This is a genomic window from Streptomyces sp. NPDC031445, assembly GCF_055581365.1.
On sequence record NZ_JBVIJO010000005.1, the window covers coordinates 240,514 to 262,605 of the forward strand.

The window sequence follows — 22,092 nt, forward strand, 5'->3', positions numbered from 1 at the left end:
CTCAGATCCAACTCACCTTCAGGGGAGCCGTGCACATGGCCGAGGCCAAGAAGAAGTCCGAGGACGTCATCGCGCTGGACAACCACTCGCCGGTCCCGCCGATCGACGACGCGATCACCACCATGGACAACCACTCGCCCGTCCCGCCGATCGACGACGCGATCACCACCATGGACAACCACTCGCCCGTCCCGCCTGCCCTTGAACTGGACGGCAAGTAAGTCCCGAACACTTCCATCCCGACGGGGATCGGCCGCGGCGGCGCGGAGGGGGAGCCGCCGCGGCCGAGGTGTGTGCGGGGCAAGATCCGGCCGTTCCGACAACCAGATGCCGTAACACGGCAGCACACCTCCGAGGGGCCGGGCGGATGCTCGGCCCCTTGGCGTGTGCCCCGCCGGGCGGACCGGTCACTCTCCCTCCGCCAGCTCACACCACACGGTCTTCTCCGCCCCCTGCTCCACACCCCACCGGAGGGTCACCGCGTCGATCAGGGCGAGACCGCGGCCCGCCTCGTCGTCGTCTCCGGCAGGCAGGAGCACCGGCACGGCTTTCGGCTCCGGGTCGGTGACCTCGACACGGATGCGCCCGCCATCCGTCCGGGCCACCCGTACGCGGACGCACACCCCCTCCCCCACATGCCGGATGACGTTCCCGACGAGTTCGGTGACGCAGAGCTGGACGTCGTCGCAGGGTGCGTCCAGGTAGCGGCGCACGGTACGGCGCAGCCCTTGCAGTGCCTTCGGTACGGCGACCACCTCGACGTCCAGCGGCGGCCGGTTCGGCGCAGGTTCCTCACCCCGCAGCGCCCTCGCCAGTTTGCGTGCCGTCGCCGCGTTGCAGTTGCCGAGCGCGACCAGGCCGGCCGGGGGCTGGTACGTGCCCGCGAAGCTCGGCAGGTCCACCCGCAGTGAGGGGAGGGTGATGCCGCGTGCGGACAGCGCCTCGCGCAGGTCGTCCACGCAGAGGGTGGTGTCGTAGACGGAGTTGACGCGCCGGGCGGAGGGGGGATTCGAGGACGACAATTGCGCGGACCTTCCTGTGCGTACTGTGATGAAGCAGTCACAGAGTGATGCCCACACCGGTACCTTTTGAAGAGGTTTCGGCTGCGCAAGCACATCTGGCAAACGGCGGTGACGAGTTATGCCCCCACGCAAAGACCCGGACGCATCGGCGAACGTCCCCTCCTTCTACGGCGCCGAGTTGCGTTATCGACGTGAGCTGGCGGGGCTCACCTTGGAGCAGTTGGCGGAGGGAAGCTTCCGAGGCGTGCCGTTCCTGAGCCAGATCGAGCGGGGGGAGCGGCGGATGCCGGTGGATCTGGCCCGGCACGTCGACAAGGTGCTGGGGACGGACGGGTTCTTCGAGCGGCGGTGTGAAGACGCGCGCCGGGCACGGCAGTCGGGGCATGCCGAGTACTTCGCGGACGTCGCGGAGATGGAGCGGCATGCGGAGACGATCGAGGACTGGGCGCCCATGCTCGTACCGGGCCTGCTGCAAACGCAGGCCTACGCGGAGGCCGTCGTCCACACGTCGCTGCCCTGGCTGCCGCCCCCGACCGTCGACAAGCAGGTACGGGCCCGGCTGGAGCGCGCGAGGATCTGGGACCGGGAGGGGCGGCCGTCGTTCTGGGCGGTGCTGCACGAGTCCCTCGTCCGCAAGCCCCTGCTGCCCCCGGCGGAGATGGCGGAGCAGTTGGAGCACATCGCCCAGGTGATCCGCTCCACGCAGGGCGTTCTGCAGATCCTCCCGGAAACGGCGCACGCCCACCCGTTCATGATGGGCATGATGAGGGTGATGACCTTCCCGGACGCCCCGCCGGTGGCCTACACCGAGGGGCTCCACAATGGCCAACTCATCGACTATCCGGCGCTCGTGAAGGACTACCGCAGGTCGTACGATCTGCTCAGGGCCACGGCACTACCGCCAGAGGCGTCCCTGGCCATGGTCGAACGAGCGGCGGAGGACTATCGAGATGGCAAGCACCGGGACTGACCTGAGCGCCGCCGTGTGGCGCAAGAGCAGCTACAGCAACGGCAGCGGCGGCGAGTGCGTGGAAGTGGCCGACGCACGCCCCGGCCTCGTCCCCGTCCGCGACTCCAAGAAGCCCCAGGACGGACCCGTACTCCTCTTCCGTCCCCTCGCCTGGAGTGCCTTCCTCGGCTCCCTGAAGGGCTGACCGCACCCGTACGCCTACTGCGGCGGCGGTCAGGGCGCGAGGGGCGCCGTCCGGTCCACCTCGCAGTGGTCGAGCAGGTCGAGGTGGGCCTTCCGCGTGAACGGGACCCGGACCGTCCTGGTGCCGCGGGCGGGTACGGAGACCTTCGCGCGGCCCGAGTCGATGGCGGGCGGGGTCTCCGGCAGGAAGAGCACCTCGACCGCGAAGGTCGCCTTGCGGCCGTTGGGGTTGGCGACCTCGACCGTGGCGTACGGCTTCCCGGCGCTCGCGCAGGCGACCAGCCTGGCCGTCCCGTCCCTCAGCGCGGTGCTGCTGCCGCCGCTGCCGGACGGCGTGGAGGTGGGGCGGTGGGTGCGCCGGTAGGAGCCGCCGCCCGTGCGGCCGTAGCCGTCGTCGTCGGAGCCGTACGATCCGCCGCCCGAGGTGGACGACGAACCGTCGTGGTCCTGGTGCGAGCTGCTGCACCCGCCCCCGCCGCCTCCGTGCCCCCGGCTGCCGTGGTGCCGGCCGGACGAGAAACCGGTCAGGCTGAGCACCACCAGGGTCAGTACGGCCGTGAACCTGAGCGCGCGCGTCCGTGAAGGCATGTGCATGCCAGCAGATTAGCCGCCGGTCGCACCGCATGGCGGCCGCCGGGCGCCGGAGGTAGCGTCGGCGTGGGCGGCCGCCGTCCGGAGCCCTTCCGTGCAGACCCGGTACGACGGCCGTCGCGCGGCTCACGCGGTCCGCGCGGTGCCCGTGCCCTTCTCCGCGTCCAGCGCGTACACGCACCGGTCCTTGCTGCACGCGTACACCACGCCGTCCTTGACCACCGGGGAGCCGGTGATCTCGCCGCCGGTCGCGAGCTTCCAGCGCAGGCGTCCGTCGTCGGCCTTCAGGGTGTAGAGGAGGTGGTCGGTGGAGCCGAAGTGGATGCGGCCCTCCGCCACCGCGGGCGCGCCCACGACGTCGCCGCCCGCCTGGAAGCGCCACTTGGGGGTGCCGGTGACCGCGTCCAGGGTGTACAGGCCCTTGCCGCTGCCGACGTGCACGTGCCCCGCCGCCACCAGGACCGGCTCGACGGAGGAGCGGGCCTCGGTGGCGATGCGCCAGCGGTCGCGGCCGTCGGCGGCGTCGAGGGCGTAGACCGTGCCGAGGTAGTCGGCGAGGTAGACGCCGCCGCCGGTGACGGCCGGGCCGGGGGCGAAGGCCGGCGGGCTGAGGAAGACCGCCGGGGCCTCGAAGTGCCAGCGGACCAGGCCGCTCACCGCCTCGACGGCGAGGACGCGGGTGCCCGCGGAGACGTAGACGCAGCCGTCGGGGGCCGGGGTCAGCCGCACCGGGACGCCACCGCAGGAGGCCGCGTCACCGATGGGGTACGACCAGCGCTCCTCGCCGGTGCGGGCCTCCAGGGCGCGCAGCCGGGCGTCCTGCCAGACGTAGACCGTGCCGTCGTGCACGACCGCGCCCGCCTCCGGGGACTCGAAGTCGGTCTGGCAGCCGGTGATCTCCCACAGCTTCTGCCCGCTCGTCGCCTCCCACGCCTGGACGCCGCCGCCGCGGGTGCCGGTGACGACGGTGCCGCGGTCGGCCTTGAGGGAGTACACCCAGGCGTCCGTGGACAGCCGCCACAGGTCGGTGCCCTCGCGGGCGTCCAGGGCGAACAGGGTGGGGCCGTCGGAGGCGTGGATGCGGCCGTCCGCGACCGCCATGGACCAGGCCACGTCCCGGGTCTTGAAGCGGCGGCGGCCGGTGGCCACGTCCAGGGCGTGCACCTCGAAGGAGGTGACGTAGACGAGGTCCCCGTCGACGGAGGGGGTGCCCCACACGTCGTTGGACATGCGGAACCGCCAGGGGCGCCAGCCCGCCGCCGTCTCCGGGGGCTGCGGCGGCACGGGCGGTACGGCGGGGTCGGCGCCGGCCACGCCGGGGCGGGGCCGGGACCAGCCGGCCACCAGGCCGGCCTCGGGCGGGGGCGCCTTGACGGCGGCGGCGCGGGCGTCGGCGACCCGGGGGCCGGGGCCGATGGGCACCTGGGCGCCGGCCAGCCGGACCGGGCCGGTGTCGGGGGCGCCGGCCGGGACGGGGACCGCGGCGCTCGCGGGCGCCGGGACCGGCGGGTCGTACGGCGGGGGCGGGGGCACGGCCTGCCGGCCGCCGCTGCGCGGGCCGCCGGCCGGGGCCGGGGCGGGCTTGAGGGCGGGGCGTCCGCCGCGGCGGGACTCGATGAGGGCGACCGCCTTCTCCGGCAGCCAGGCGGAGGCGGTGCCGCTGTCGTCGGAGCCGGAGCCGAAGAGGTGCGGGGCGAGCTGGGCCTGGAGGTCGGCCGGGGTGGGGCGGGCGGTGGCCTCCATCTGCATGCAGACCTCGATGAGCGGGCGCAGCTCGTCGGGCAGGCCGGTGAGGTCCGGGCCCTCCCGGAGCAGCATGAAGACGGTCTCGACCGGGTTGGCGCCGTGGAAGGGCGGGTGGCCGGTGGCCGCGAAGACCAGCATGGAGCCGAGCGAGAAGACGTCGCTGGCGCCGGTGACGCTGCGGGAGTCCTTGGCCTGCTCCGGGGACATGTAGGCGGGGGTGCCGACGGCGACGTTCGTCATCGTCAGACGGGTGTTCGACACTCCGGAGGCGATACCGAAGTCGATCACCCGGGGGCCGTCCTCGACCACGAGCACGTTGGACGGCTTGAGGTCGCGGTGGACCAGCCCGGCGCCGTGGATGGACTGGAGGGCCTCCGCCACCCCGGCCGCGAGCCAGCGCACGGCCTGGGCCGGGAGCGGTCCGCACTCGTTCACTATCTCTTCGAGCGAGGGCGCGGGGACGTAGGCGGTGGCCAGCCAGGGCACGGCGGCGCGCGGGTCGGCGTCGACCACGGCCGCGGTGTAGAAGCCGGAGACCGCGCGGGCCGCCTCCACCTCGCGGGTGAAGCGGACGCGGAAGAGCTGGTCCTCGGCCAGCTCGGTGCGCACCGTCTTGATCGCCACGCGCCGGCCGGACGCCGAGCGCGCGAGATAGACCAGCCCCATGCCGCCGGCGCCCAGCCGCCCCAGCACCTCGAACGGCCCGATCCGCCGCGGATCGTGCTGTGTCAGCTGATCCACCACTGCCTGCCACCTCCCCGTACGAGCCGCGCCACTCTCCATATGTACGCGGCCGAAGTGCAGCGTCTCACCACCGCACCGCCATGGCGGCACGCACCCTGATTCTTCCTGGCCGGGCGGCTGGTTGCGAACCCGGCGACAATCAGGGTGTCTCACACCGAAGCACCCTAAAGCGGATGATTCAGCGCTGGAGCAGTGCGAACGACGCCCCTTGATTGTCGGTGACGACGGCCACCACTCCGTACGACGTCCCGAAGGGCGGCGCCTGCACCCGCCCGCCGAGCCGGTGCACCGCCGCGAGGGCGTCCGCCAGCTCCGCGACCCGGAAGTGGACCAGGAAGTGCGGGGGCATCTCGGCCGGGAAGACGTCGGTGACCTCCGCGCGGCCGAAGTCCGGCTCGGCGTCGGTGCCGAACAGGGCGTCGTGGAAGAGACCGCCGTAGAAGGTGTTGGCCGCGGCGGTGTCCCGGGTGTACAGCTCGGCCCAGACGAAGGTGTTCGGCTCGCGCCGCCGCCCGAAGCCGCGATGGGTGCCGGGCTGCCACAGGCCGAAGACCGCGCCCTCGGGGTCGGCGGCCAGGGCGGCGACGCCCAGGTCGCCCACCGGGAACGGGGCCGTGACCACCTGCCCGCCGGCCGCCGTGATCCGCCGGCCGAGGGCCCCGGCGTCCGAGGTGGCGAAGGAGACGGTCCAGACCGTCGGCATCCGGCCGTCCGTCTTGGGGGCCAGCGAGGCGACGGGGTCGCCGTCCAGCAGGGCCCACACCGAGGAGCCGTGCGCCTCCTCGAAGGTCCACCCGAAAAGATCACCGTAGAACCGCTTGCCCGCCTCGACGTCGGGCAGCTGGGCGTCCACCCAGCAGGGGACGCCCTCCCCGTATGCGGCTTCGTTCGCGGATGCCCTGTTTTCGGCCATGTCGTCAAAGTAACCGGGCCGCGCGCACCGCGCAGACCAGGCACACCATCCCCGTTTCCCCCCTGCACCCCATTTGCAGTCGGCCGAATCGCGCTCCCATCACCCCTCGGTAAGCTGACGACATGACAGGACAAGTGCGTACCGTCGACGGCCGCGTGGCCGGCCGGCGTGGGCAGGCGACCCGGCAGAAGCTGCTCGACTGCCTCAGCGAGATGCTCAGCTCCTCCCCGTACCGGGACGTCAAGGTCATCGATGTCGCCCGGAAGGCGGGCACGTCGCCCGCGACCTTCTACCAGTACTTCCCGGACGTCGAAGGCGCCGTCCTGGAGATCGCCGAGCAGATGGCGGCCGAGGGCGCCGGACTGACCGAACTCCTCGAAGGGCGCACCTGGACCGGCAAGTCGGGCTGGCAGACGGCCCAGGAACTCGTGGACGGGTTCCTGGAGTTCTGGCGCGAGCACGACGCGATCCTGCGGGTGGTCGACCTCGGCGCGGCCGAGGGGGACAAACGGTTCTACAAGATCCGCATGAAGATCCTGAACTCGGTCAACAACTCCCTCGCGGACTCCATCGCGGAGCTCCAGGCCAAGGGCCGGGTCGACAAGGACGTGAACCCGGCCGCGGTGGCCGGTTCGCTGGTCGCGATGCTCGCGGCGGTGGCGTCCCACCAGAAGGGCTTCTCGTCCGGGGGCGTGAAGCCGGCCGAACTCAAGCCCAATCTCGCGCTGTTGGTGCACCTGGGCGTGACGGGCAGGAAGCCCTCCAGGTAAGTCACGGTAAGTCACGCACCCGTTGCCAGGGTCCATGTCCTGTCTGGCAGGCGGTGGTTCACACGGTGAGCCACCGCCTGTCGTCTATGCCGGCAGCGGCCGGTCCCGCACCACGTGCTTCATCACGAGCGTCGACGTCAGCCGCTGCACCCCCGGCAGCGTCGCCAGCCGCTCGTCGTAGAGCCGCTGGAAGGCGGCCAGGTCGGCGGTGGCCACCCGCAGCAGGTAGTCCGGCTCGCCGAACAGCCGCTGGGCGTCCAGCACATGCTCCAGCTCACCGACCGCCCGCTCGAACCCGGCGACCGTGTCCCGGTCCTCCTGGCGCATGGACACGAAGACCAGCGCCTCGAAGTTCAGGCCGAGCGAGGCCGGGTCCACCATCGCGCGGTAGCCCTGGATGGCACCGGACCGCTCCAGCTCGCGCAGTCGCCGGTGGCAGGGCGAGACGCTGAGCCGCACCCGGGCGGCCAGCTCGGTCACGGTCAGCCGCCCGTCCTGTTGCAGCTCGGCAAGGATTTTCCGGTCCACGTCGTCCATGAAGAAGATTCTTGCGCAGAGTACGCGATCATGAGCAAATTTCGGGAACACTTTCGGGACTTTCGCGCCTAATGTCCCCGGTATGGACTCAGGGCTGCTCTTCTCCTTCCTCGTCGTGGACCTGCTGCTGGTGTGCGTACCGGGCGCCGACTGGGCGTACGTCATCGCGACCGCCTTGCGCGCCGGCCGGGTCCCGCGCGCGGTGGCGGGCCTGGTCTGCGGCTACGCCCTGCACACCGCCCTGGCGGCGGCGGGCCTGGCGGTGCTGGTGGCGGGCTCGCCCCGGCTGCTGACGGCCCTGACGGTGGCCGGCGCGGGCTACCTGCTGTGGCTGGGCTGGGGCGTCCTGCGCCGCCCGGCGGTCCCGGACGCCGACACCACGGCGACGCCCGACGGCCGGCTGTTCCTGCGCGGCGCGACGATCAGCGGCCTGAACCCCAAGGGCCTGCTGCTCTACCTCTCCGTGCTCCCCCAGTTCCTCACCCTGCGGGGCGCCCACCTCCCCGTCCCCGCCCAGACGGCGGTCCTCGGCGTCCTCCACATGGCGTGCTGCGCGGCCGTCTACCTCGCCGTCGGCACCCTCGCCCGCACCCTCCTCGGGGCCCGCCCGGCGGCGGCCCGGGCGGTGACCCGCACGTCCGGCGCGGCGATGCTGGGCATCGGCGCGCTGCTGCTGGCGGAACGGTGGCGACGCTCTAGCCGTGCCGTCCGGCTCGCCAACCGTGGTGCCGGGACGGGAGAGTGAGGCCGCGGGCCCGTGCCGCCCGGGGCCGCGGGCCGGGCCCGGCCGGGTGATACTCGCCCCATGGCACAGCACGATCTCCACGAGCTGCTCCGGTCGCTGCGGGTCTGGGACGCCCAGGTGACCGAGCTGCGGCCCTTCGACCCGGACACCGCCCCGCCCACCCCGCTGACCCTGTTCACGAACTGGTTCGCGGAGGCCGTCGCGGCGGGGCAGCCGGAGCCGCACACCATGTCGCTGGCGACCGCGGACGAGGAGGGCAGGCCGGACGTGCGGATCGTGATGCTGCACGGCGCCGACGCGGACGGCTGGTCCTTCGCCACCCACGCCACGAGCCGCAAGGGCCGCGCGCTGAGCGCCCGGCCGTACGCCGCCCTCGCCTTCTACTGGCCGGCGCTCGGCCGCCAGGTGCGGGTGCGCGGGCCGGTGACGCCGGCGCCGGCCGAGGAGGGCCAGGCCGATCTGCACGCGCGGTCCACGGGCGCGCTGGCCGCCGCGCTGACCGGCCGGCAGAGCGAGGAGCTGTCCTCCGTGGAGGAGCTGCGGCGGGCCTCGGACGCGGCCTGGCAGCGGGCCCGGGAGAACCCCGCCGAACCGTCGCCGACCTGGACCCTGTACCGGCTGCGCCCGGATACGGTGGAGTTCTTCCAGGGGGACGCGGAACGGCGGCACGTACGCCTGGAGTACCGCAGCACCGGGTTCGGCTGGAGCAGGTCGCTGCTGTGGCCGTGAGGCCGAACGCGAGCCCCGCCCGGCGCCGCGCCCGCCGGTGAGTCCGGCCTGGAGCAGGCGGCGGTGGCGGACACCCGTGATCAATCCGCAACCAATTCCGGTCTTGACCGAGACCCATCAACCGGGTGTGTGATTACGCTCCCGCTCATGGCCGTCTCCCGTCCCTCCCCCGTCCCCCCGTCGCCGACCCCCGCCGACCGCCCGGTCTATGTGATCGGCGCGGGTCCCGGGGGTCTCGCCGCCGCGTACGCGCTGCGGGCCCGGGGCGTACGGGCGGTGGTCCTGGAGAAGTCCGACCGCGTGGGCGCCTCCTGGCGCCGGCACTACGACCGGCTGCACCTGCACACCACCCGGCGGCTGTCCTCGCTGCCCGGCCTCGTCATCCCCCGCAGGTTCGGCCGCTGGGTCTCCCGGGACGACGTGGTGCGCTACCTGGAGAAGTACGCCGAGCACCACCGGCTGGAGATCGTCACCGGGGTGGAGGTGCACCGCGTCGAGCGGAGCGGGGACGGCACCGGGTGGCTGCTGCACGCCTCCGGCGGCCGGGAGCTGACCGGCAGCGCGGTGGTCGTCGCCACCGGCTTCAACCACACCCCGCGCATCCCCGACTGGCCGGGCCGGGAGTCGTACGGCGGCGAGTTCCTGCACGCGGCCGGGTACCGCGACGCCGGACCGTACCGGGGCCGTGACGTGCTCGTCGTCGGCGTCGGCAACACGGGCGCGGAGATCGCCGTGGACCTGGTGGAGGGCGGGGCCGCGCGGGTGCGGCTCGCGGTGCGCACGGCGCCGCACATCCTGCGCCGCTCCACGCTCGGCTGGGCCTCCCAGTACTCGGGCGTGCTGGTCCGGCGGCTGCCGGTGTGGCTCGTGGACCGGCTCGCCGGGCCGGCGGGACGGCTCAGCACCCCGGACCTGACCGCGCACGGGCTGCCGCGCCCGGCCACCGGCCTGTACAGCAGGGCGAAGCAGGGCGCGATCCCGGTCCAGGACGTCGGCCTGATCGACGCCGTGCGCACGGGCAAGGTGGAGATCGTGGCGGCCGTGGAGGCGTTCGAGGACGGCAAGGTGGTCCTCGCCGACGGCAGCCGGATCTCGCCCGACGCGGTGATCGCGGCGACCGGGTACATGCAAGCGCTGGAGGGACTGGTCGGGCACCTCGGGGTGCTGGACGGGCGCGGCAGACCGGTGGTGCACGGCGGCCGTACGCCCGCGCAGGCGCCCGGCCTGTACTTCACCGGGTTCACCAATCCCCTCAGCGGGATGCTCCGTGAGCTGGCGATCGACGCGGGACGGATCGCGAAGGCGGTCGCGAAGCGGCTGTCCTAGCCGCGCGGGGAACTGTGCGCGCGGTGTGCGTCCGGTGGCGGGGTCAGGACAGGGCGAGCGTCCGGGCCGCCGGTGTGGTGCGCCGGATGACCAGCGCCATCAGGGCCGCCGCCGCGCACAGCGTGCCGGAGGCGTACCAGACGACGTCGTAGGAGCCGAAGACGTCCCGAACGACTCCGCCGAGGTAGGCGACGACGGCCGCGCCGACCTGGTGGGAGGCGAGCACCCAGCCGAAGACGATGGCGCTGTCCTCGCCGAACTGCTCGCGGCACAGGGCCAGGGTGGGCGGGACGGTGGCGACCCAGTCGAGACCGTAGAAGACGATGAAGAAGAGCATCGGCGGGTGGACGGCGGGGCCCAGCAGCATCGGCAGGAACAGCAGGGACAGGCCGCGCAGGGCGTAGTAGACGGCGAGCAGGCGGCGCGGTTCGAAGCGGTCGGTGAACCAGCCGGAGGCGATCGTGCCGACGACGTCGAACACGCCGATCACCGCGAGCAGCGAGGCCGCCGTCGTCACAGGCATGCCGTGGTCGTGCTCGGCGGGCACGAAGTGCGTCTGGACCAGGCCGTTGGTGGAGGCACCGCAGATCGCGAAGGTGCCGGCGAGCAGCCAGAAGGTGCCCGTGCGGACGGAGGAGGACAGCACGCCGAGCGTGCGGCGGGCGGCGCCGGTGACGGGTGCCGGCTTGGGCACGAACTCCCGCGCCCCGTACGGCGCGACGCCCACGTCCGCCGGGTGGTCGCGCAGCAGGAGCCAGACGAACGGGACGACGGCGAACGCGGCCAGGGCGACCGTGACCGCGGCGGGCCGCCAGTCGTGGCGCTCGACTATCCAGGACAGCAGCGGCAGGAAGACCAGCTGGCCGGAGGCCGAGGCGGCGGTGAGGATGCCGGTGACCAGACCGCGCCGCTGGGTGAACCAGCGGTTGGTGACCGTCGCCGCGAAGGCCAGCGCCATGGAGCCGGTGCCGAGCCCCACCAGCAGGCCCCAGCACAGCAGCAGTTGCCAGGCCGCCGTCATCCACACGGTCAGGCCGGAGCCGAGGGCGATCACGGTCAGCGCCGCGGCCACCACCCGGCGGATGCCGAAACGGTCCATCAGCGCGGCGGCGAAGGGGGCGGTGAGGCCGTAGAGCGCGAGGTTGACGGAGACGGCGGCGCCGATCGTGCCGCGCGACCAGCCGAACTCCTGGTGCAGCGGGTCGATGAGCAGGCCGGGCAGGGATCGGAAGGCCGCCGCACCGGTGATCGTGACGAAGGTGACGGCGGCGACGAACCAGGCACGGTGCACGCGGCCGCGCCGGGCCGGCGGGACCTGGACGGGAGCGGCGGCTGGAGTTGTCTGAGTCACGTCCCCCACCCTCCCGTGCGCGCGCCCGTCCATCGAGTGGCCCGATGGACAGCCTTCGCTATGATCGGGCCATGACGAGCGCAGTCGCGGGGGAATTCCGGCCGCACCGGGTCGTCGTCCTCGCCCTGGACGGCCTGCTGCCCTTCGAACTGGGCATCCCGCACCGGATCTTCGGCCGCCCCCGGGACGCCCGGGGGCGGCACCTGTACGAGGTCGTGACCTGCTCGGCCCGGCCGCCCGGCCCCGTCGAGACGGACGCCGACTTCGCCGTGCAGGTCGCGCACGGCCCGGAGACGCTGGCGACGGCCGACACGGTGATCGTCCCGGCGTCCTACGAACTCGGCCCGCTCTACGACGAGGGCCGGCTCACCGGCGAACTGGCCGCCGCCCTCGCCCGCATCCGCCCCGGCACCCGGCTGGCCTCCATCTGCACCGGCGTCTACGTCCTCGCCGCCGCCGGTTACCTCGACGGGCGCCCGGCGACCACGCACTGGGCCGACGCCGAGCGCTTCCAGCGGATGTTCCCGAAGGTCAAGGTGGACGCGGACGTGCTGTTCGTCGACGACGGGGACGTGCTGACCTCAGCCGGGGTCGCCGCCGGGATCGACCTGTGCCTGCACATGGTCCGCCGGGACTTCGGCACGGCCGTCGCCAACGACGTGGCCCGCCGCACGGTCGTACCGCCCCACCGCGACGGCGGACAGGCCCAGTACATCCACCGCCCGGTCCCCGACCCGCAGGTCGCCACGACGACCGCGGCCCGCGCCTGGGCGCTGGGCCGGCTGCACGAGCCGATCCAGCTGCGGGACCTGGCCGAGCAGGAGGCCATGTCGGTACGCACCTTCACCCGCCGCTTCCGGGAGGAGGTCGGCGTCAGCCCCGGCCAGTGGCTCACCCAGCAGCGCGTGGAGCGGGCCAGGCACCTGCTGGAGTCCACGGACCTGTCGATGGACCAGGTGGCCCGGGAATCGGGCTTCAACACGGCCCAGTCGATGCGCCAGCACCTACAGTCCGCCCTCGGGGTCACGCCCACCGCCTACCGGCGTGCCTTCCGCACCGGCGGCGCCGAGCGGCAGGGCGTCGCCGGCACCCGGCGCTGACCGGCCGGCCCGTCTCTCCCCCCACCAGCCGACCGCCGTCAGCAGCAGGGTGAGGACCACTCCGGCCAGGATCGCCGTGGAGGGCGCGGTGTGCGGCAGCAGGGCGCCCGCGAGCGAACCGGTCGCCGCGTAACCGGCGCCCACGGCGGCGTACATGACCGAGTAGCCGGCGGCCAGGAGGTGCGGCGGGAGCACCTCGCGCAGGGACAGGTTCCGGGTGAGCATCGCGCCGGACTGGAGCAGCCCGGCCACGGCCAGCGCCGCCGCGATGCCCGGCGTGCCGGGTATCAGGGCGACCACGGCGACCGCGGCCGACATGCCGGTCATCAGGACCGCGCTGCGGGTGCGCAGCAGCCCCGGCCAGGACCGCAGGCCGTACAGGAAGGCGCCGACGGCGGAGGCCGCCGCCATCACCGTGAGCAGCGGGCCCGCCCAGCCGACGCCGATGCCGCGCTGTTCGAGCAGGGCGGGCAGGACGAGTTCGGCGAGGGCCAGCAGGGAGAGGCTGGCCGCGCCCGTGACGTACACCGGCCAGGCCCGGGCCAGCAGGCGTGACGTCGACGCTCCCGCGCCGTCCCGGGCGTCCCGCCCGGCGGAACCGTCGGGTCCGTCCGCCGCCCAGCCGGCCGGGAGCGACCACAGGCCCGCGGCGGACGACGCCATCAGGGCGGCGGCGAGCAGCGGCGGGAGGCGGGGGTCGGCGCCGAGGGCGAGCCCCGTGACGGTGGCCGGGGAGACGGCCCAGACGCCGAACGTGAGCACGGACTCGGCCGACAGCGCCTGGGCCGCCGCGTGCGCCGGCACCAGGGAGGTGAGCAGGGTGCGCAGCCCGCCGGGCGCGGCGGCGGGCCCGGCCCCGGCCAGGAACGCGAAGGCCATGAGTACCGCGGTGGGCGCGCCGGGGAACGCGCCGAGGCCCGCGAATCCGGCGGCACCCGCGAGGAGTCCGGCGGCCAGGTGCGGGCGGGCCCGCCGGGGGTCCAGGCGCATGCCGAGCACGGGGGCGCCGGTGATCTCGCCGATGACGTAGGCGGCGGCGAGGGCGGCGCCCAGGGAGTAGCCGCCGGGGCGCTCGCGGACCAGGAAGACCAGGGCCAGCGGGGCCATGGCCACCGGCATGCGGGCGCCGACGGCCACCGGGGCCCAGGTCAGGACCCGCCGGGAGACGATGTCGCGGTAGCTCATGCCTCGACGGTAGGGGCCGCCGCCGACAACCGCCGCCCCCTTTTCCCGAGCCTGTGGACAACGCCGGCCGCCAGCCCCTGACGGGTGCTCAGAAAGGTCGGTGTCAGCACCACTCGCGTACAGCGCGATGTTCCGCTCCGGAATCCCGAAGAGTTGTCCACAACCTGTGGAGAAACGGACCGGCACACGGTCCCGCTGTCGGCGGTGCCCGAGCCGTTCGCGGGCGCGACGGGGACACCGGTGGCCCCGGTGGCGATCCTGGGAAACGACGAAGACGGCGGCGGCGCGACCGCGGTCGGCGGCGCGCGCCTCCCCCACCGTCACGCGCACGCGCCGCCGTCCGACGCGACCCGCACTCGGCGAGGACCGCGCCTCGGGCCCTCGCCGTCCCCTCGCGGCGGATCGACCCACCCCAGCCTGATCAGGCACCCGGGGAACGTCAACGCCGGTACGGGGCCGTGTTGCGGCAGCCCGCTCACGGCACCCGCGCACGGGTGCACCGGACCGGCGCACCGCCGCTCCGGTCCGCTACACCGCCTCGAACGCGAGATCCTCGTACGCGGACAGTCCGCCCCCGCACGCCACCGCGGCGCTCTGCCGGGGCTGGGAACAGCGGTCCAGTTCGCACCAGATGCTCTTTCCGGCGTCCTCGGGGCTCCAGCCCCAGCGGTCGGCGAGACAGTCCACGAGGGCCAGGCCCCGGCCGCCCGTGGCGTCGTCGTCGGCGCAGCGGGGTACGGGCGCGCGAGTGCTGCGGTCGGCCACCTCGACCCGCACCGTGGCCGACGCGCACTCCTCGGCCGCCGGACCCGGCAGGCAGAGCCGCAGCACGGCCGGACGGCCGGTGTGCACGACGGCGTTGGTCACCAGCTCGGAGACGAGCAGGATCAGCGTCTCGGCCAGCGGCTCGTCGGCCGTTATCCCCGAACCCGCGAGCCGCGAGCGGGCCCACTTCCTCGCCCGCCCCACCTCCGCGGGGTCGGGCCGGATCTCCAGCTGCACTTGAAGCACCTGCACCGCTCACACCATCCGAACCGGCGGATCCATGACCCCACGCCGACCACGCTCCGCGGTCCCAGCCGCGGCGGCGATCACGAGGGCCACGATCCTAGCCATTTTCTGCATGGCCAGAACAACGGCCAGAGCAAGGGTCACGGAGCGTGACTCCCTTGCGAGACAGCATGGTTGACGTACAGTCACCCCAACAAGCGCTTCGGGCATATTCCCGCGCGAAGGAGTACGCCTGGGGCATACTGTGCGACGCTCGTGCCGGGGAGTCGAACAGACGGGGGCAACGGGCCTGACCGCCCCGCGAACTGCGGCGCGCACCGCGCGACCCGGCACCGCCCCAGGGGCACCGCCGGCCCGGCTCGTCCCCGCAGCCACTCGCATCTCACACAAGGTACCCGAGCGGACACCCGACTCCGGACCGTGACGAGTCCCGCGAAGGACACAACCCGGTATCAACGCTCCGTGACGCCGACAGGCCACGATGCGCGACATCGTTGGCCATGGTTTCTCGGGTGCGACGGCCCGGGACACCACCGGCTGCTGGGGGCGCCGGCACGGCGGCGAGCGGTTCCCCGGCCTCCCGGACCGGCGGGACCGGCCGTGACGGCGGCGGCGCAGACGGCGGCGCGCGCGGTCTCCGGCCCGCGCCGGCAGGTCCGCGCACCGGTGCGGGACGGCCCGGGAAGGCGCCGATGGGCCGTCCGAACTGTTCCCGGGTCCGGGCGTGTTGCGCGGCGGGTTCGCACACCCGCCCGACGGTGCCCGGTTGCTCGGCCGCGACCGACGCGGCGGTGGCCGGACCGCGTTCCGCGGGTCCCCGCTACTCGGGGACCGTGAAGTAGCGTGCGAACGCCGGGACGACCTCCGCCTCGCCGATCCCGCCGTCACCGTCGGTGTCGAGGGCGGCGGCGGCCTGGCGGGCGGCCTCCTCCGGGACGCGGAACACGCGCAGCACGCGCGCGGTGTCGGCGGCACTGATCCGGCCGTCGGCGTCCGTGTCGGCCACCGCCAGGGCCGCGTGCAGGAAGGGACGGGCGATCTCGGCGAAGCGGTCGGGGTTGTCGCGCAGCCGCTTGACCGCGCCGTTGACGAACTCCGCGCGGCTGACGCGCTGGTCGCCGTCGCGGTCGGCGATGCCGGCCATGCCCTGCCAGAACGCCTCGGCCCCGGCGTACAGCGCCTGCCCCTTGTCGGAGCGGGCGGGTACGGCGAACTCGGCGAGCAGCGCCTTGGCCGCCGCGTTGAAGTCCTCCCGGTCGATGTAGCCGTTGCCGTCCTGGTCGAAGGTGGCGAACCGGGCGGCGATCCTGCGCTCGTACTCGGTGCTGACCATGTCTGTTCGGGCCGCCTTACGTGGGGGTCGTACGGGTGGTCCTGCCCGTGGGCGGGGGTGACCTGGCAGGGAGCGTACGACGTGGGTGGCCGGCGGACGGCGGGAAACCGGCAGTTGTGCCAAGACCGGGGGAATTCTGCGACAACAGTGTGGCCCTGTCGCGATGCCGTGACGGCCGCTCAGGCGGAGAGCGGCCCGGCCTCGTCCGTGGTCGCGGAGTCGAGGTCGGCGCGGACGTCGAAGAGGCGGCGCACGCCGAGCGCGCCGAGCACGCGGTTGACGTGCGAGCCGTCCTCGGCCCCCCGGTCCGGCAGGATCAGCCGCAGCCGGCCCTGGCAGGAGCGGATCAGCCGGCGGGCGGCGACGAGGACGCCGACCCCGCTGGAGTCGCAGAAGAACACGTCGGAGAGGTCGACGACGAGGCTGTGGTGTCCGTCGGCGACGATGTCGTGCACCCGCTGGCGCAGCACCGGCGAGGTCATCAGGTCCAGTTCCCCGGACACCCGGAGGACGGCCCACTCGCCCTGCTCGACGCCGGTCACGCTGAATGCCACGGCCCTGCCCTCCGCTCGCCGGATCTCCCGGAACCGCCCGGAACCGCCCGGAAACGGAAGCAGTTCCTACGTTTCTTGTCGCGCAGCTGCCCAGCGGCCGTTCCCTGAAACGTGACGGGGCAAACGGCAGTCGATCGACTAGGGGCTTGTTTCGGTCACTATCGATCCTGTTCGATCAGAGGTGCACGCATCTTGTGTGAAGGATGTGTGAAGGGGGCACTATCACCTGCGGCCCTTCCGGGGGCGCACATTGACACAAAGGGGCGTACACCCTCAGGCGTGCCGACTACATTCGAGAGGGCAGGACCGACAGGCTGGACGGGCCGGACAGGGCGAGGGGAGGGGACCGCATGGCCAGGAAGGACGTACCGCCCCGCTGGGACCGCAAGATGCAGCAGCGGCTCGCGCGCGGTGAGGCGGCCGCCCTCGGCGAGGTGTACGACCGCTTCGCCTCCCTCGTGCACAGCCTCGCCCACCGTGTCCTCACCGAAGAGCAGGACGCCGACGCCGTCACCCGCGAGGTCTTCGCCCACGTCTGGGAACACCCCGAGACCTACGACCCCCAGCAGGGCCCCCTGCGCTCCTGGATCGCCGCCGTCGCCCAGCGGGTCGCCGTCCAGCGGCTGCGCGACCGGGAGGAACTGGAGCAGCCCCGGCGTACGGAAGTGGAGAGCGAGGTCCGCCGCGCCTCGGTCGCCGCACGCGCCGACTACATCGTGCACTCCATGCCGGCCCCGCTGCGCGCCGCCCTCGACCTGGCCTACTTCCAGCGCCGCGACTACCGCCAGACCGCGGCCGACCTCGGCGTCACCGAGGACGAGGCCCGCCGCCGGCTCCGCCTCGGCCTCCAGCTCCTGTCCACCGCCCACGACGCCGGCACACCGCCGGGATACCGGGGTGCGGTGTGAAGGGGACGGGCGGCTCCGGGGCGCACGACGGGTACGGCGAGTACGGCGAGCACGCCGGCCGCGGGGGAGAAGAGGACCACGGCGGTGACGCACGCGCGTAACGTCCCTTCAAGGACGTCGACTTGGGCGGGCGCGGGGCCGGTGCCGGGGGTTCCGGCGGGCGCGGCGGCGGCTCGGGGGACGTGCCGCGCGGTGCCGGCGGGTCCGGGCCCGCCCGGACACCGCGGATACCCACGCCCCGCGCGTCCGTGGAGGACAGCGGGCTCCCGCTGCCCGACCCCGCCGATCCGGGAGACCTCGAACCCGTGCCGCTCGACCTGTCGCACGACGTCCTGAAGTCACTGCTCGGCGCCTGGGCGCTGGCCGCCTGCTCGGCCGCGGAGACGGCGGCCGTCGAGGAGCACCTGGGCGACTGCGGCGCCTGCGCCGACGAGGCCCGCCGGCTGCGCGAGGCCGTCGGCCTGCTGCACCAGCCGGAGAGCCTGGACCTGAACCCGGCGCTGCGCACCCGCGTTCTGGCCGCCTGTCTGAACCGCCGGCCGCCGCGCATCCCGGTGCCCGACTGGGCCGCGCCGTACGACGCGGAGACCGCGCGGCTGGACGCGCTGCTCCAGGACTTCGGGGACGCGGAGTGGCACGCGCCGGTGCGGCTGCGCTGGTTCGAGGCCGACGAGTCGACGAGCCGTCGTACCACCGTCGCCGGGGTGATCGCGCACCTGCTGTCGGTGGACGGGCTGATCGCGACGGCGCTCGGCCTGGAGGACCCGCTGGCCGAGGTCGCCGAGGCCGACAAGGACGCGGTGGGTCCGGCGGGCCGCACGGAGGCGTTCTGGCGGGCCTCGCACTTCCCGCCGACGCGCTCGGTGCGGGGACCGTGGCGGGAGCAGAGCCACAGCCTGGTGCGCACCGTGTCGTTCACCGGCGGCCACGCGGGCGGGCTCACGGTGCCGTACGGCGACTTCGCGCTGCCGCTGCACGACGCGATGCTGGACCGCGCCTTCGAGTGCTGGGTGCACGCGGAGGACATCGCCGAGGCGGTGGACTATCCGTACGCCCCGCCCGCGCCGCGGCACCTCAACCGGATGATCGACCTCGCGGCCCGTCTGCTGCCGACGGCGCTCGCCGCGCGCCGCCGGGCCGGACTGTCCGCGCCGGGCCGCCGGACCCCGCACCTGGTCCCGGCCGGCGCGCCCGGCCGCAGCCTGCGTCTGGAGATCGAGGGCGCGGCCGGCGGCGAGTGGCTGATCCCCCTCGACTCACCGGCGGCGGTGGGCTCCGCCGACTTCGAGGTGGCCCACGTGGCCCTGGACGGCGTGGAGTTCTGCAAGCTGGCGGCGGGGCACGTGTCTCCGGCGGAAGCGGCGGCGGGTCAGGTCGGTGACCGGGAGGCGATCAGGGACGTGCTGTTCGCGGTCGCGTCGCTGAGCCGGATGTAGGGGCGGGACCGGACAGGACCGAGCGAGCTGCGGCCGCGGCCGCGGCTAGGCGAACACCACCGTCCGGCGCCCGTTGAGCAGGATCCTCCGCTCCGCGTGCCACTTCACGGCCCGCGCCAGCGCCTGGCACTCCACGTCCCGGCCGATGGCCACCAGCTGGTCCGGCGTCACGCCGTGCCCGACCCGCTCGACCTCCTGCTCGATGATCGGCCCCTCGTCCAGGTCCGCGGTGACGTAGTGCGCCGTCGCGCCGATCAGCTTCACGCCCCGCGCGTGCGCCTGGTGGTACGGCTTCGCGCCCTTGAAGCTCGGCAGGAAGGAGTGGTGGATGTTGATGATCCGGCCGCTGAGCTGCTTGCACAGGTCGTCGGAGAGCACCTGCATGTAGCGGGCGAGGACGACCAGCTCGACCCTCTCCTCGCGGACGATCTCCAGCAGCCTCGCCTCGCCCTCCGACTTGGTGTCCTTGGTCACCGGGATGTGGTGGAAGGGGATGTTGTAGGACCCCACCAGCTCCTCGAAGTCGGTGTGATTGGACACCACACCCACGATCTCCACCGGCAGCGCGCCGATCCGGGCCCGGAACAGCAGGTCGTTCAGGCAGTGCCCGAACTTGCTGACCATCAGCAGGATGCGCATCTTCTGGTCGGCCCGGTGGATCTGCCAGTCCATGTGGAAGGAGTCACCGATCGCGGCGAAGCTCGCCCGCAGTTTGTCCACCGTCACCGGCGCCTCGGCCGAGAAGTGGACCCGCATGAAGAACAGTCCCGTGTCGTGGTCGCCGAACTGCTGGCTGTCCTCGATGTTGCAGCCGGTCATGAACAGGTAGCTGGACACGGCGTGCACGATGCCCTTTTTGTCCGGGCAGGAGAGCGTGAGGACGTACTGGTCGGCCGGTGCGGCGGCGGAAGGGGCGGACTGATCGGTCATGCACCACAGGGTCCCACACCGGCCGCCCGCCGTGGGGCGGCCGTCCGCCACGCGGACCCCGTCAGGACCTCGTCAGGATCCGCAGCACGTCCAGGCTCTTCGGCGGTGTGTCCGGCTCCTCCCCGTCGCTCACCGACATCCGCACGTGCGCGTCCCGGGCCGCCCGCACCGCGTCCGGCCAGCCGGAGTGGTCCAGGTAGGCGGCGACCGGCGCGTCCGGGCCGACCTGGTGCATGATCCGCAGCACCCGCAGCACGGCGGTGTCGACGAGCGCCGCCTCCTGCGAGTCCCGGAATATGGTGCCGACGTACTTCTCGGCCGACCAGCTGTCCAGCCAGGTGTCCTCCACCAGCCGGTACACGGCGTCCGTGACGTCGCCGTAGCCGTCCACGCCGGCCAGCCAGACCTCCCGCTGGAACACCGGGTCGGAGAGCATGTGCAGCGCCGAACGGACATTGCTGCGCCAGCGCCACCACGGCATGTCGTTCAAGGGCATGCCGCCCATGGTGGAGGAGCGACGGCCGCGACGGGAAGAGTTCTCCGAACCTTGCACGGTCATCGATCGTACGTTCCCCGCCGGGCAAGCCTCACCGGCCCCCGTAATTCACCTCCGCGTCACCCTTCGTCGACCGGCGGTCACTCCGGGGTTGGTGCTGTGAGGGAATCGTGCGTGTGCATGACCGGCAGGCGACGCACGCGCAGTACTCCTCCTCCCGTCCTTCCCCGCCCCGTCAGAGCCACCGCCCTCGCGGCGGGCGCGGTGGCCCTCTGTGCGTCCCTCACCGCCGCGTGCGGGGTCATCCCCGGTGCCACGGGGGGCTCCGGGGACGACCCCGTGAAGGTGATGACCTGGGCGCCGCAGGACACCGACGCCACCAACAAGCCCGGCATGCCCGCGATGGCCCGCGCCTACGCCAAGTGGATCAACTCCCACGGAGGCATCAACGGCCGCAGGCTCGAGGTGCTGACCTGCAACGACCACAACGACGGCGTGGGCGCCGCGAAGTGCGCCCGGCGCGCGGCGACCGAGGACGTGGTCGCGGTCGTCGGCTCCTACAGCCAGTTCGGCGACTCCTACCTCGCCCCGCTGGAGGGCGCCGGCATCCCCTACATCGGCGGCTACGGCGTCACCAACGACGAGTTCACCGGCGCCATGTCCTACCCGGTCAACGGTGGCCAGCCCGCCCTCCTGGCCGGCCTCGGCAGGGCGCTCGCGGAGGGCTGCGGCAACGTCGCCCTGGTCCGCCCGGACAGCATCGCCGGGGACCAGCTGCCCGCGATGCTCGACGCCGGCCTCAAGGCGGGCGGCCACGCGGAGGCCGGCGACCGGCTCGCCGCCGACGACGCCACCGAGTACGGCGGCCAGGCCGAGCAGGCGCTGCGCTACGCGACCGAGGACGCCACGCGGAAGGGCTGTGTGGTGCCCGCGCTCGGAGACCGCACGGACACCTTCATGGACTCCTTCCGGCGGGCCCGCGCGAACTTCCCGGCCGTGCGCACGGCGACCGTGCTGGGCAGCGTCGACCAGACCGTGATCGACTCGACCGGCGGGGCGTCGAGCCCGTACGAGGGTGCGTACATCACCGGCTGGTACCCGGTCGCCTCCGACCCCCGCTGGGACCCGATGAAGAAGGTGATCAACGAGGAGGCCTTCGGCGACAACCGCATCGACCCCGCGGACGCCGGTGTGCAGACCACGTGGATCGCCTACACCGTCCTCAAGGCCGTCCTGGAGAGGATCGGCGAGGGCGAGGTGAGCGCCGACACCGTGCGGCGCACCCTCAACGACGGCCTGCGGGTCTCCACCGGCGGCCTCACCCCCACCCTGCACTGGCCCTACGAGAGCAAGCTGGCCGCCGTCGGCTTCCCGCGGCTGGTCAACGCCGACGTCACCCTCCAGGTCGTGCGGAGCGGCAAGCTGGTCGCCGCCCGCAAGGGCATCGGCGGCGCCCACGGCATCGCCGACATGACCGCCACCCTGGAGCACGCCGACGTGCCGTGACGGCCG

General features: G+C 73.4%; 23 protein-coding genes and 1 pseudogene. 12 read left to right on the forward strand and 12 right to left on the reverse strand.

Going from position 1 to position 22,092, the window contains the following annotated elements:
* The first annotated feature begins 35 nt into the window (after positions 1–35).
* On the forward strand, positions 36–221 hold the full coding sequence (afsS, locus tag ACZ5DC_RS16195) for a regulatory protein AfsS (protein WP_468653166.1): 186 nt from the start codon (positions 36–38) through the stop codon (positions 219–221).
* A 186-nt stretch (positions 222–407) separates the two neighbouring features.
* Here the strand turns inward: afsS and ACZ5DC_RS16200 are convergent, their stop codons facing one another.
* Entirely contained in the window at positions 408–1,022 is a 615-nt protein-coding gene (locus ACZ5DC_RS16200; RefSeq protein ID WP_468653168.1) for an ATP-binding protein, read from the reverse strand.
* A gap of 118 nt (positions 1,023–1,140) precedes the next feature.
* On the opposite strand from ACZ5DC_RS16200, the gene ACZ5DC_RS16205 reads away from it, so the two are divergent.
* The gene (locus ACZ5DC_RS16205) at positions 1,141–1,992 is read left to right on the forward strand and encodes a helix-turn-helix domain-containing protein (RefSeq protein WP_468653170.1); all 852 of its coding nucleotides are present in this window, start codon (positions 1,141–1,143) and stop codon (positions 1,990–1,992) included.
* Positions 1,973–2,176, forward strand: a complete 204-nt coding sequence (locus ACZ5DC_RS16210) for a DUF397 domain-containing protein (RefSeq protein ID WP_468653172.1) — start codon at positions 1,973–1,975, stop codon at positions 2,174–2,176. Before ACZ5DC_RS16205 ends, ACZ5DC_RS16210 begins: the two co-directional genes overlap by 20 nt.
* Positions 2,177–2,205: 29 nt before the next feature.
* Here the strand turns inward: ACZ5DC_RS16210 and ACZ5DC_RS16215 are convergent, their stop codons facing one another.
* From ACZ5DC_RS16215 to kbpA, 3 genes are all read right to left on the reverse strand, one after another.
* Positions 2,206–2,769: a hypothetical protein gene (locus ACZ5DC_RS16215; RefSeq protein WP_468653174.1), complete on the reverse strand. Its 564-nt coding sequence runs from the start codon at positions 2,767–2,769 to the stop codon at positions 2,206–2,208.
* Between the two features lie 123 nt (positions 2,770–2,892).
* Positions 2,893–5,256, reverse strand: coding sequence for a protein serine/threonine kinase AfsK (gene afsK / locus ACZ5DC_RS16220; protein ID WP_468653176.1), 2,364 nt, complete (start codon positions 5,254–5,256; stop codon positions 2,893–2,895).
* A 178-nt stretch (positions 5,257–5,434) separates the two neighbouring features.
* Positions 5,435–6,169: an AfsK-binding protein KbpA gene (kbpA, locus tag ACZ5DC_RS16225; protein WP_366749810.1), complete on the reverse strand. Its 735-nt coding sequence runs from the start codon at positions 6,167–6,169 to the stop codon at positions 5,435–5,437.
* A 134-nt stretch (positions 6,170–6,303) separates the two neighbouring features.
* On the opposite strand from kbpA, the gene ACZ5DC_RS16230 reads away from it, so the two are divergent.
* Positions 6,304–6,939, forward strand: a complete 636-nt coding sequence (locus ACZ5DC_RS16230) for a TetR family transcriptional regulator (RefSeq protein WP_366749953.1) — start codon at positions 6,304–6,306, stop codon at positions 6,937–6,939.
* Between the two features lie 84 nt (positions 6,940–7,023).
* Here the strand turns inward: ACZ5DC_RS16230 and ACZ5DC_RS16235 are convergent, their stop codons facing one another.
* Complete coding sequence (locus tag ACZ5DC_RS16235) at positions 7,024–7,476, reverse strand: Lrp/AsnC family transcriptional regulator (protein WP_366749811.1); 453 nt, start codon at positions 7,474–7,476, stop codon at positions 7,024–7,026.
* An 82-nt stretch (positions 7,477–7,558) separates the two neighbouring features.
* On the opposite strand from ACZ5DC_RS16235, the gene ACZ5DC_RS16240 reads away from it, so the two are divergent.
* From ACZ5DC_RS16240 to ACZ5DC_RS16250, 3 genes are all read left to right on the forward strand, one after another.
* Positions 7,559–8,221: a LysE family translocator gene (locus ACZ5DC_RS16240; protein WP_468653178.1), complete on the forward strand. Its 663-nt coding sequence runs from the start codon at positions 7,559–7,561 to the stop codon at positions 8,219–8,221.
* A gap of 60 nt (positions 8,222–8,281) precedes the next feature.
* Positions 8,282–8,950, forward strand: coding sequence for a pyridoxine/pyridoxamine 5'-phosphate oxidase (locus ACZ5DC_RS16245; RefSeq protein WP_468653180.1), 669 nt, complete (start codon positions 8,282–8,284; stop codon positions 8,948–8,950).
* Between the two features lie 147 nt (positions 8,951–9,097).
* Positions 9,098–10,276, forward strand: a complete 1,179-nt coding sequence (locus ACZ5DC_RS16250; RefSeq protein WP_468653182.1) for a flavin-containing monooxygenase — start codon at positions 9,098–9,100, stop codon at positions 10,274–10,276.
* Positions 10,277–10,319: 43 nt separating this feature from the next.
* Here ACZ5DC_RS16250 and ACZ5DC_RS16255 read toward each other — a convergent pair whose 3' ends face one another.
* Positions 10,320–11,627: an MFS transporter gene (locus tag ACZ5DC_RS16255; protein WP_468653184.1), complete on the reverse strand. Its 1,308-nt coding sequence runs from the start codon at positions 11,625–11,627 to the stop codon at positions 10,320–10,322.
* 71 nt (positions 11,628–11,698) lie between these two features.
* On the opposite strand from ACZ5DC_RS16255, the gene ACZ5DC_RS16260 reads away from it, so the two are divergent.
* Positions 11,699–12,727, forward strand: a complete 1,029-nt coding sequence (locus ACZ5DC_RS16260; protein WP_468653186.1) for a GlxA family transcriptional regulator — start codon at positions 11,699–11,701, stop codon at positions 12,725–12,727.
* Here ACZ5DC_RS16260 and ACZ5DC_RS16265 read toward each other — a convergent pair.
* Positions 12,632–13,912: an MFS transporter gene (locus ACZ5DC_RS16265; protein ID WP_468653188.1), complete on the reverse strand. Its 1,281-nt coding sequence runs from the start codon at positions 13,910–13,912 to the stop codon at positions 12,632–12,634. The two genes, ACZ5DC_RS16260 and ACZ5DC_RS16265, sit on opposite strands and share 96 nt — an antisense overlap.
* Positions 13,913–14,053: 141 nt before the next feature.
* Between ACZ5DC_RS16265 and ACZ5DC_RS16270 the strand changes: the two are divergent.
* Positions 14,054–14,173 (forward strand): annotated as a pseudogene (locus tag ACZ5DC_RS16270) (cyclase family protein); the annotation flags it as partial.
* Positions 14,174–14,440: 267 nt separating this feature from the next.
* Here ACZ5DC_RS16270 and ACZ5DC_RS16275 read toward each other — a convergent pair.
* The 3 genes from ACZ5DC_RS16275 to ACZ5DC_RS16285 all read right to left on the reverse strand — a co-directional run bounded on the left by ACZ5DC_RS16275 (position 14,441) and on the right by ACZ5DC_RS16285 (position 16,810).
* The gene (locus ACZ5DC_RS16275) at positions 14,441–14,914 is read right to left on the reverse strand and encodes an ATP-binding protein (protein WP_468653548.1); all 474 of its coding nucleotides are present in this window, start codon (positions 14,912–14,914) and stop codon (positions 14,441–14,443) included.
* Between the two features lie 829 nt (positions 14,915–15,743).
* Positions 15,744–16,256, reverse strand: coding sequence for an EF-hand domain-containing protein (locus tag ACZ5DC_RS16280; protein WP_468653190.1), 513 nt, complete (start codon positions 16,254–16,256; stop codon positions 15,744–15,746).
* 179 nt (positions 16,257–16,435) lie between these two features.
* Positions 16,436–16,810 carry an STAS domain-containing protein gene (locus ACZ5DC_RS16285; protein ID WP_366749819.1) on the reverse strand — a complete coding sequence of 125 codons (375 nt, stop codon included), beginning with the start codon at positions 16,808–16,810 and terminating at the stop codon, positions 16,436–16,438.
* A gap of 350 nt (positions 16,811–17,160) precedes the next feature.
* Between ACZ5DC_RS16285 and ACZ5DC_RS16290 the strand changes: the two genes are divergently transcribed.
* Entirely contained in the window at positions 17,161–17,718 is a 558-nt protein-coding gene (locus tag ACZ5DC_RS16290; protein WP_468653192.1) for a sigma-70 family RNA polymerase sigma factor, read from the forward strand.
* Between the two features lie 122 nt (positions 17,719–17,840).
* Positions 17,841–19,154: a zf-HC2 domain-containing protein gene (locus ACZ5DC_RS16295; protein ID WP_468653194.1), complete on the forward strand. Its 1,314-nt coding sequence runs from the start codon at positions 17,841–17,843 to the stop codon at positions 19,152–19,154.
* A 45-nt stretch (positions 19,155–19,199) separates the two neighbouring features.
* On the opposite strand, the gene purU is transcribed toward ACZ5DC_RS16295, so the two are convergent.
* Positions 19,200–20,084 (reverse strand): formyltetrahydrofolate deformylase, encoded by an 885-nt coding sequence (purU, locus tag ACZ5DC_RS16300; protein WP_468653196.1) that lies wholly within the window; start codon positions 20,082–20,084, stop codon positions 19,200–19,202.
* Between the two features lie 61 nt (positions 20,085–20,145).
* Positions 20,146–20,643: an SCO4402 family protein gene (locus ACZ5DC_RS16305; RefSeq protein ID WP_468653198.1), complete on the reverse strand. Its 498-nt coding sequence runs from the start codon at positions 20,641–20,643 to the stop codon at positions 20,146–20,148.
* A 117-nt stretch (positions 20,644–20,760) separates the two neighbouring features.
* Here ACZ5DC_RS16305 and ACZ5DC_RS16310 point away from each other — a divergent pair, with 117 nt between their 5' ends.
* Positions 20,761–22,086: an ABC transporter substrate-binding protein gene (locus ACZ5DC_RS16310; protein ID WP_468653200.1), complete on the forward strand. Its 1,326-nt coding sequence runs from the start codon at positions 20,761–20,763 to the stop codon at positions 22,084–22,086.
* Positions 22,087–22,092 lie beyond the last annotated feature (6 nt).

What these genes read in the sequence shown, in the direction of transcription:
- afsS (WP_468653166.1), top strand. Translation starts at nt 36, where the DNA reads ATGGCCGAGGCCAAGAAGAAGTCCGAGGACGTCATCGCGCTGGACAAC.
- ACZ5DC_RS16235 (WP_366749811.1), bottom strand. Translation starts at nt 7,476, where the DNA reads ATGGACGACGTGGACCGGAAAATCCTTGCCGAGCTGCAACAGGACGGG.
- ACZ5DC_RS16280 (WP_468653190.1), bottom strand. Translation starts at nt 16,256, where the DNA reads ATGGTCAGCACCGAGTACGAGCGCAGGATCGCCGCCCGGTTCGCCACC.
- ACZ5DC_RS16250 (WP_468653182.1), top strand. Translation starts at nt 9,098, where the DNA reads ATGGCCGTCTCCCGTCCCTCCCCCGTCCCCCCGTCGCCGACCCCCGCC.
- purU (WP_468653196.1), bottom strand. Translation starts at nt 20,084, where the DNA reads ATGACCGATCAGTCCGCCCCTTCCGCCGCCGCACCGGCCGACCAGTAC.
- ACZ5DC_RS16310 (WP_468653200.1), top strand. Translation starts at nt 20,761, where the DNA reads ATGACCGGCAGGCGACGCACGCGCAGTACTCCTCCTCCCGTCCTTCCC.
- ACZ5DC_RS16215 (WP_468653174.1), bottom strand. Translation starts at nt 2,769, where the DNA reads ATGCACATGCCTTCACGGACGCGCGCGCTCAGGTTCACGGCCGTACTG.
- ACZ5DC_RS16260 (WP_468653186.1), top strand. Translation starts at nt 11,699, where the DNA reads ATGACGAGCGCAGTCGCGGGGGAATTCCGGCCGCACCGGGTCGTCGTC.
- ACZ5DC_RS16210 (WP_468653172.1), top strand. Translation starts at nt 1,973, where the DNA reads ATGGCAAGCACCGGGACTGACCTGAGCGCCGCCGTGTGGCGCAAGAGC.
- ACZ5DC_RS16205 (WP_468653170.1), top strand. Translation starts at nt 1,141, where the DNA reads ATGCCCCCACGCAAAGACCCGGACGCATCGGCGAACGTCCCCTCCTTC.
- ACZ5DC_RS16240 (WP_468653178.1), top strand. Translation starts at nt 7,559, where the DNA reads ATGGACTCAGGGCTGCTCTTCTCCTTCCTCGTCGTGGACCTGCTGCTG.
- kbpA (WP_366749810.1), bottom strand. Translation starts at nt 6,169, where the DNA reads ATGGCCGAAAACAGGGCATCCGCGAACGAAGCCGCATACGGGGAGGGC.
- ACZ5DC_RS16305 (WP_468653198.1), bottom strand. Translation starts at nt 20,643, where the DNA reads ATGACCGTGCAAGGTTCGGAGAACTCTTCCCGTCGCGGCCGTCGCTCC.
- ACZ5DC_RS16290 (WP_468653192.1), top strand. Translation starts at nt 17,161, where the DNA reads ATGGCCAGGAAGGACGTACCGCCCCGCTGGGACCGCAAGATGCAGCAG.
- ACZ5DC_RS16265 (WP_468653188.1), bottom strand. Translation starts at nt 13,912, where the DNA reads ATGAGCTACCGCGACATCGTCTCCCGGCGGGTCCTGACCTGGGCCCCG.
- ACZ5DC_RS16245 (WP_468653180.1), top strand. Translation starts at nt 8,282, where the DNA reads ATGGCACAGCACGATCTCCACGAGCTGCTCCGGTCGCTGCGGGTCTGG.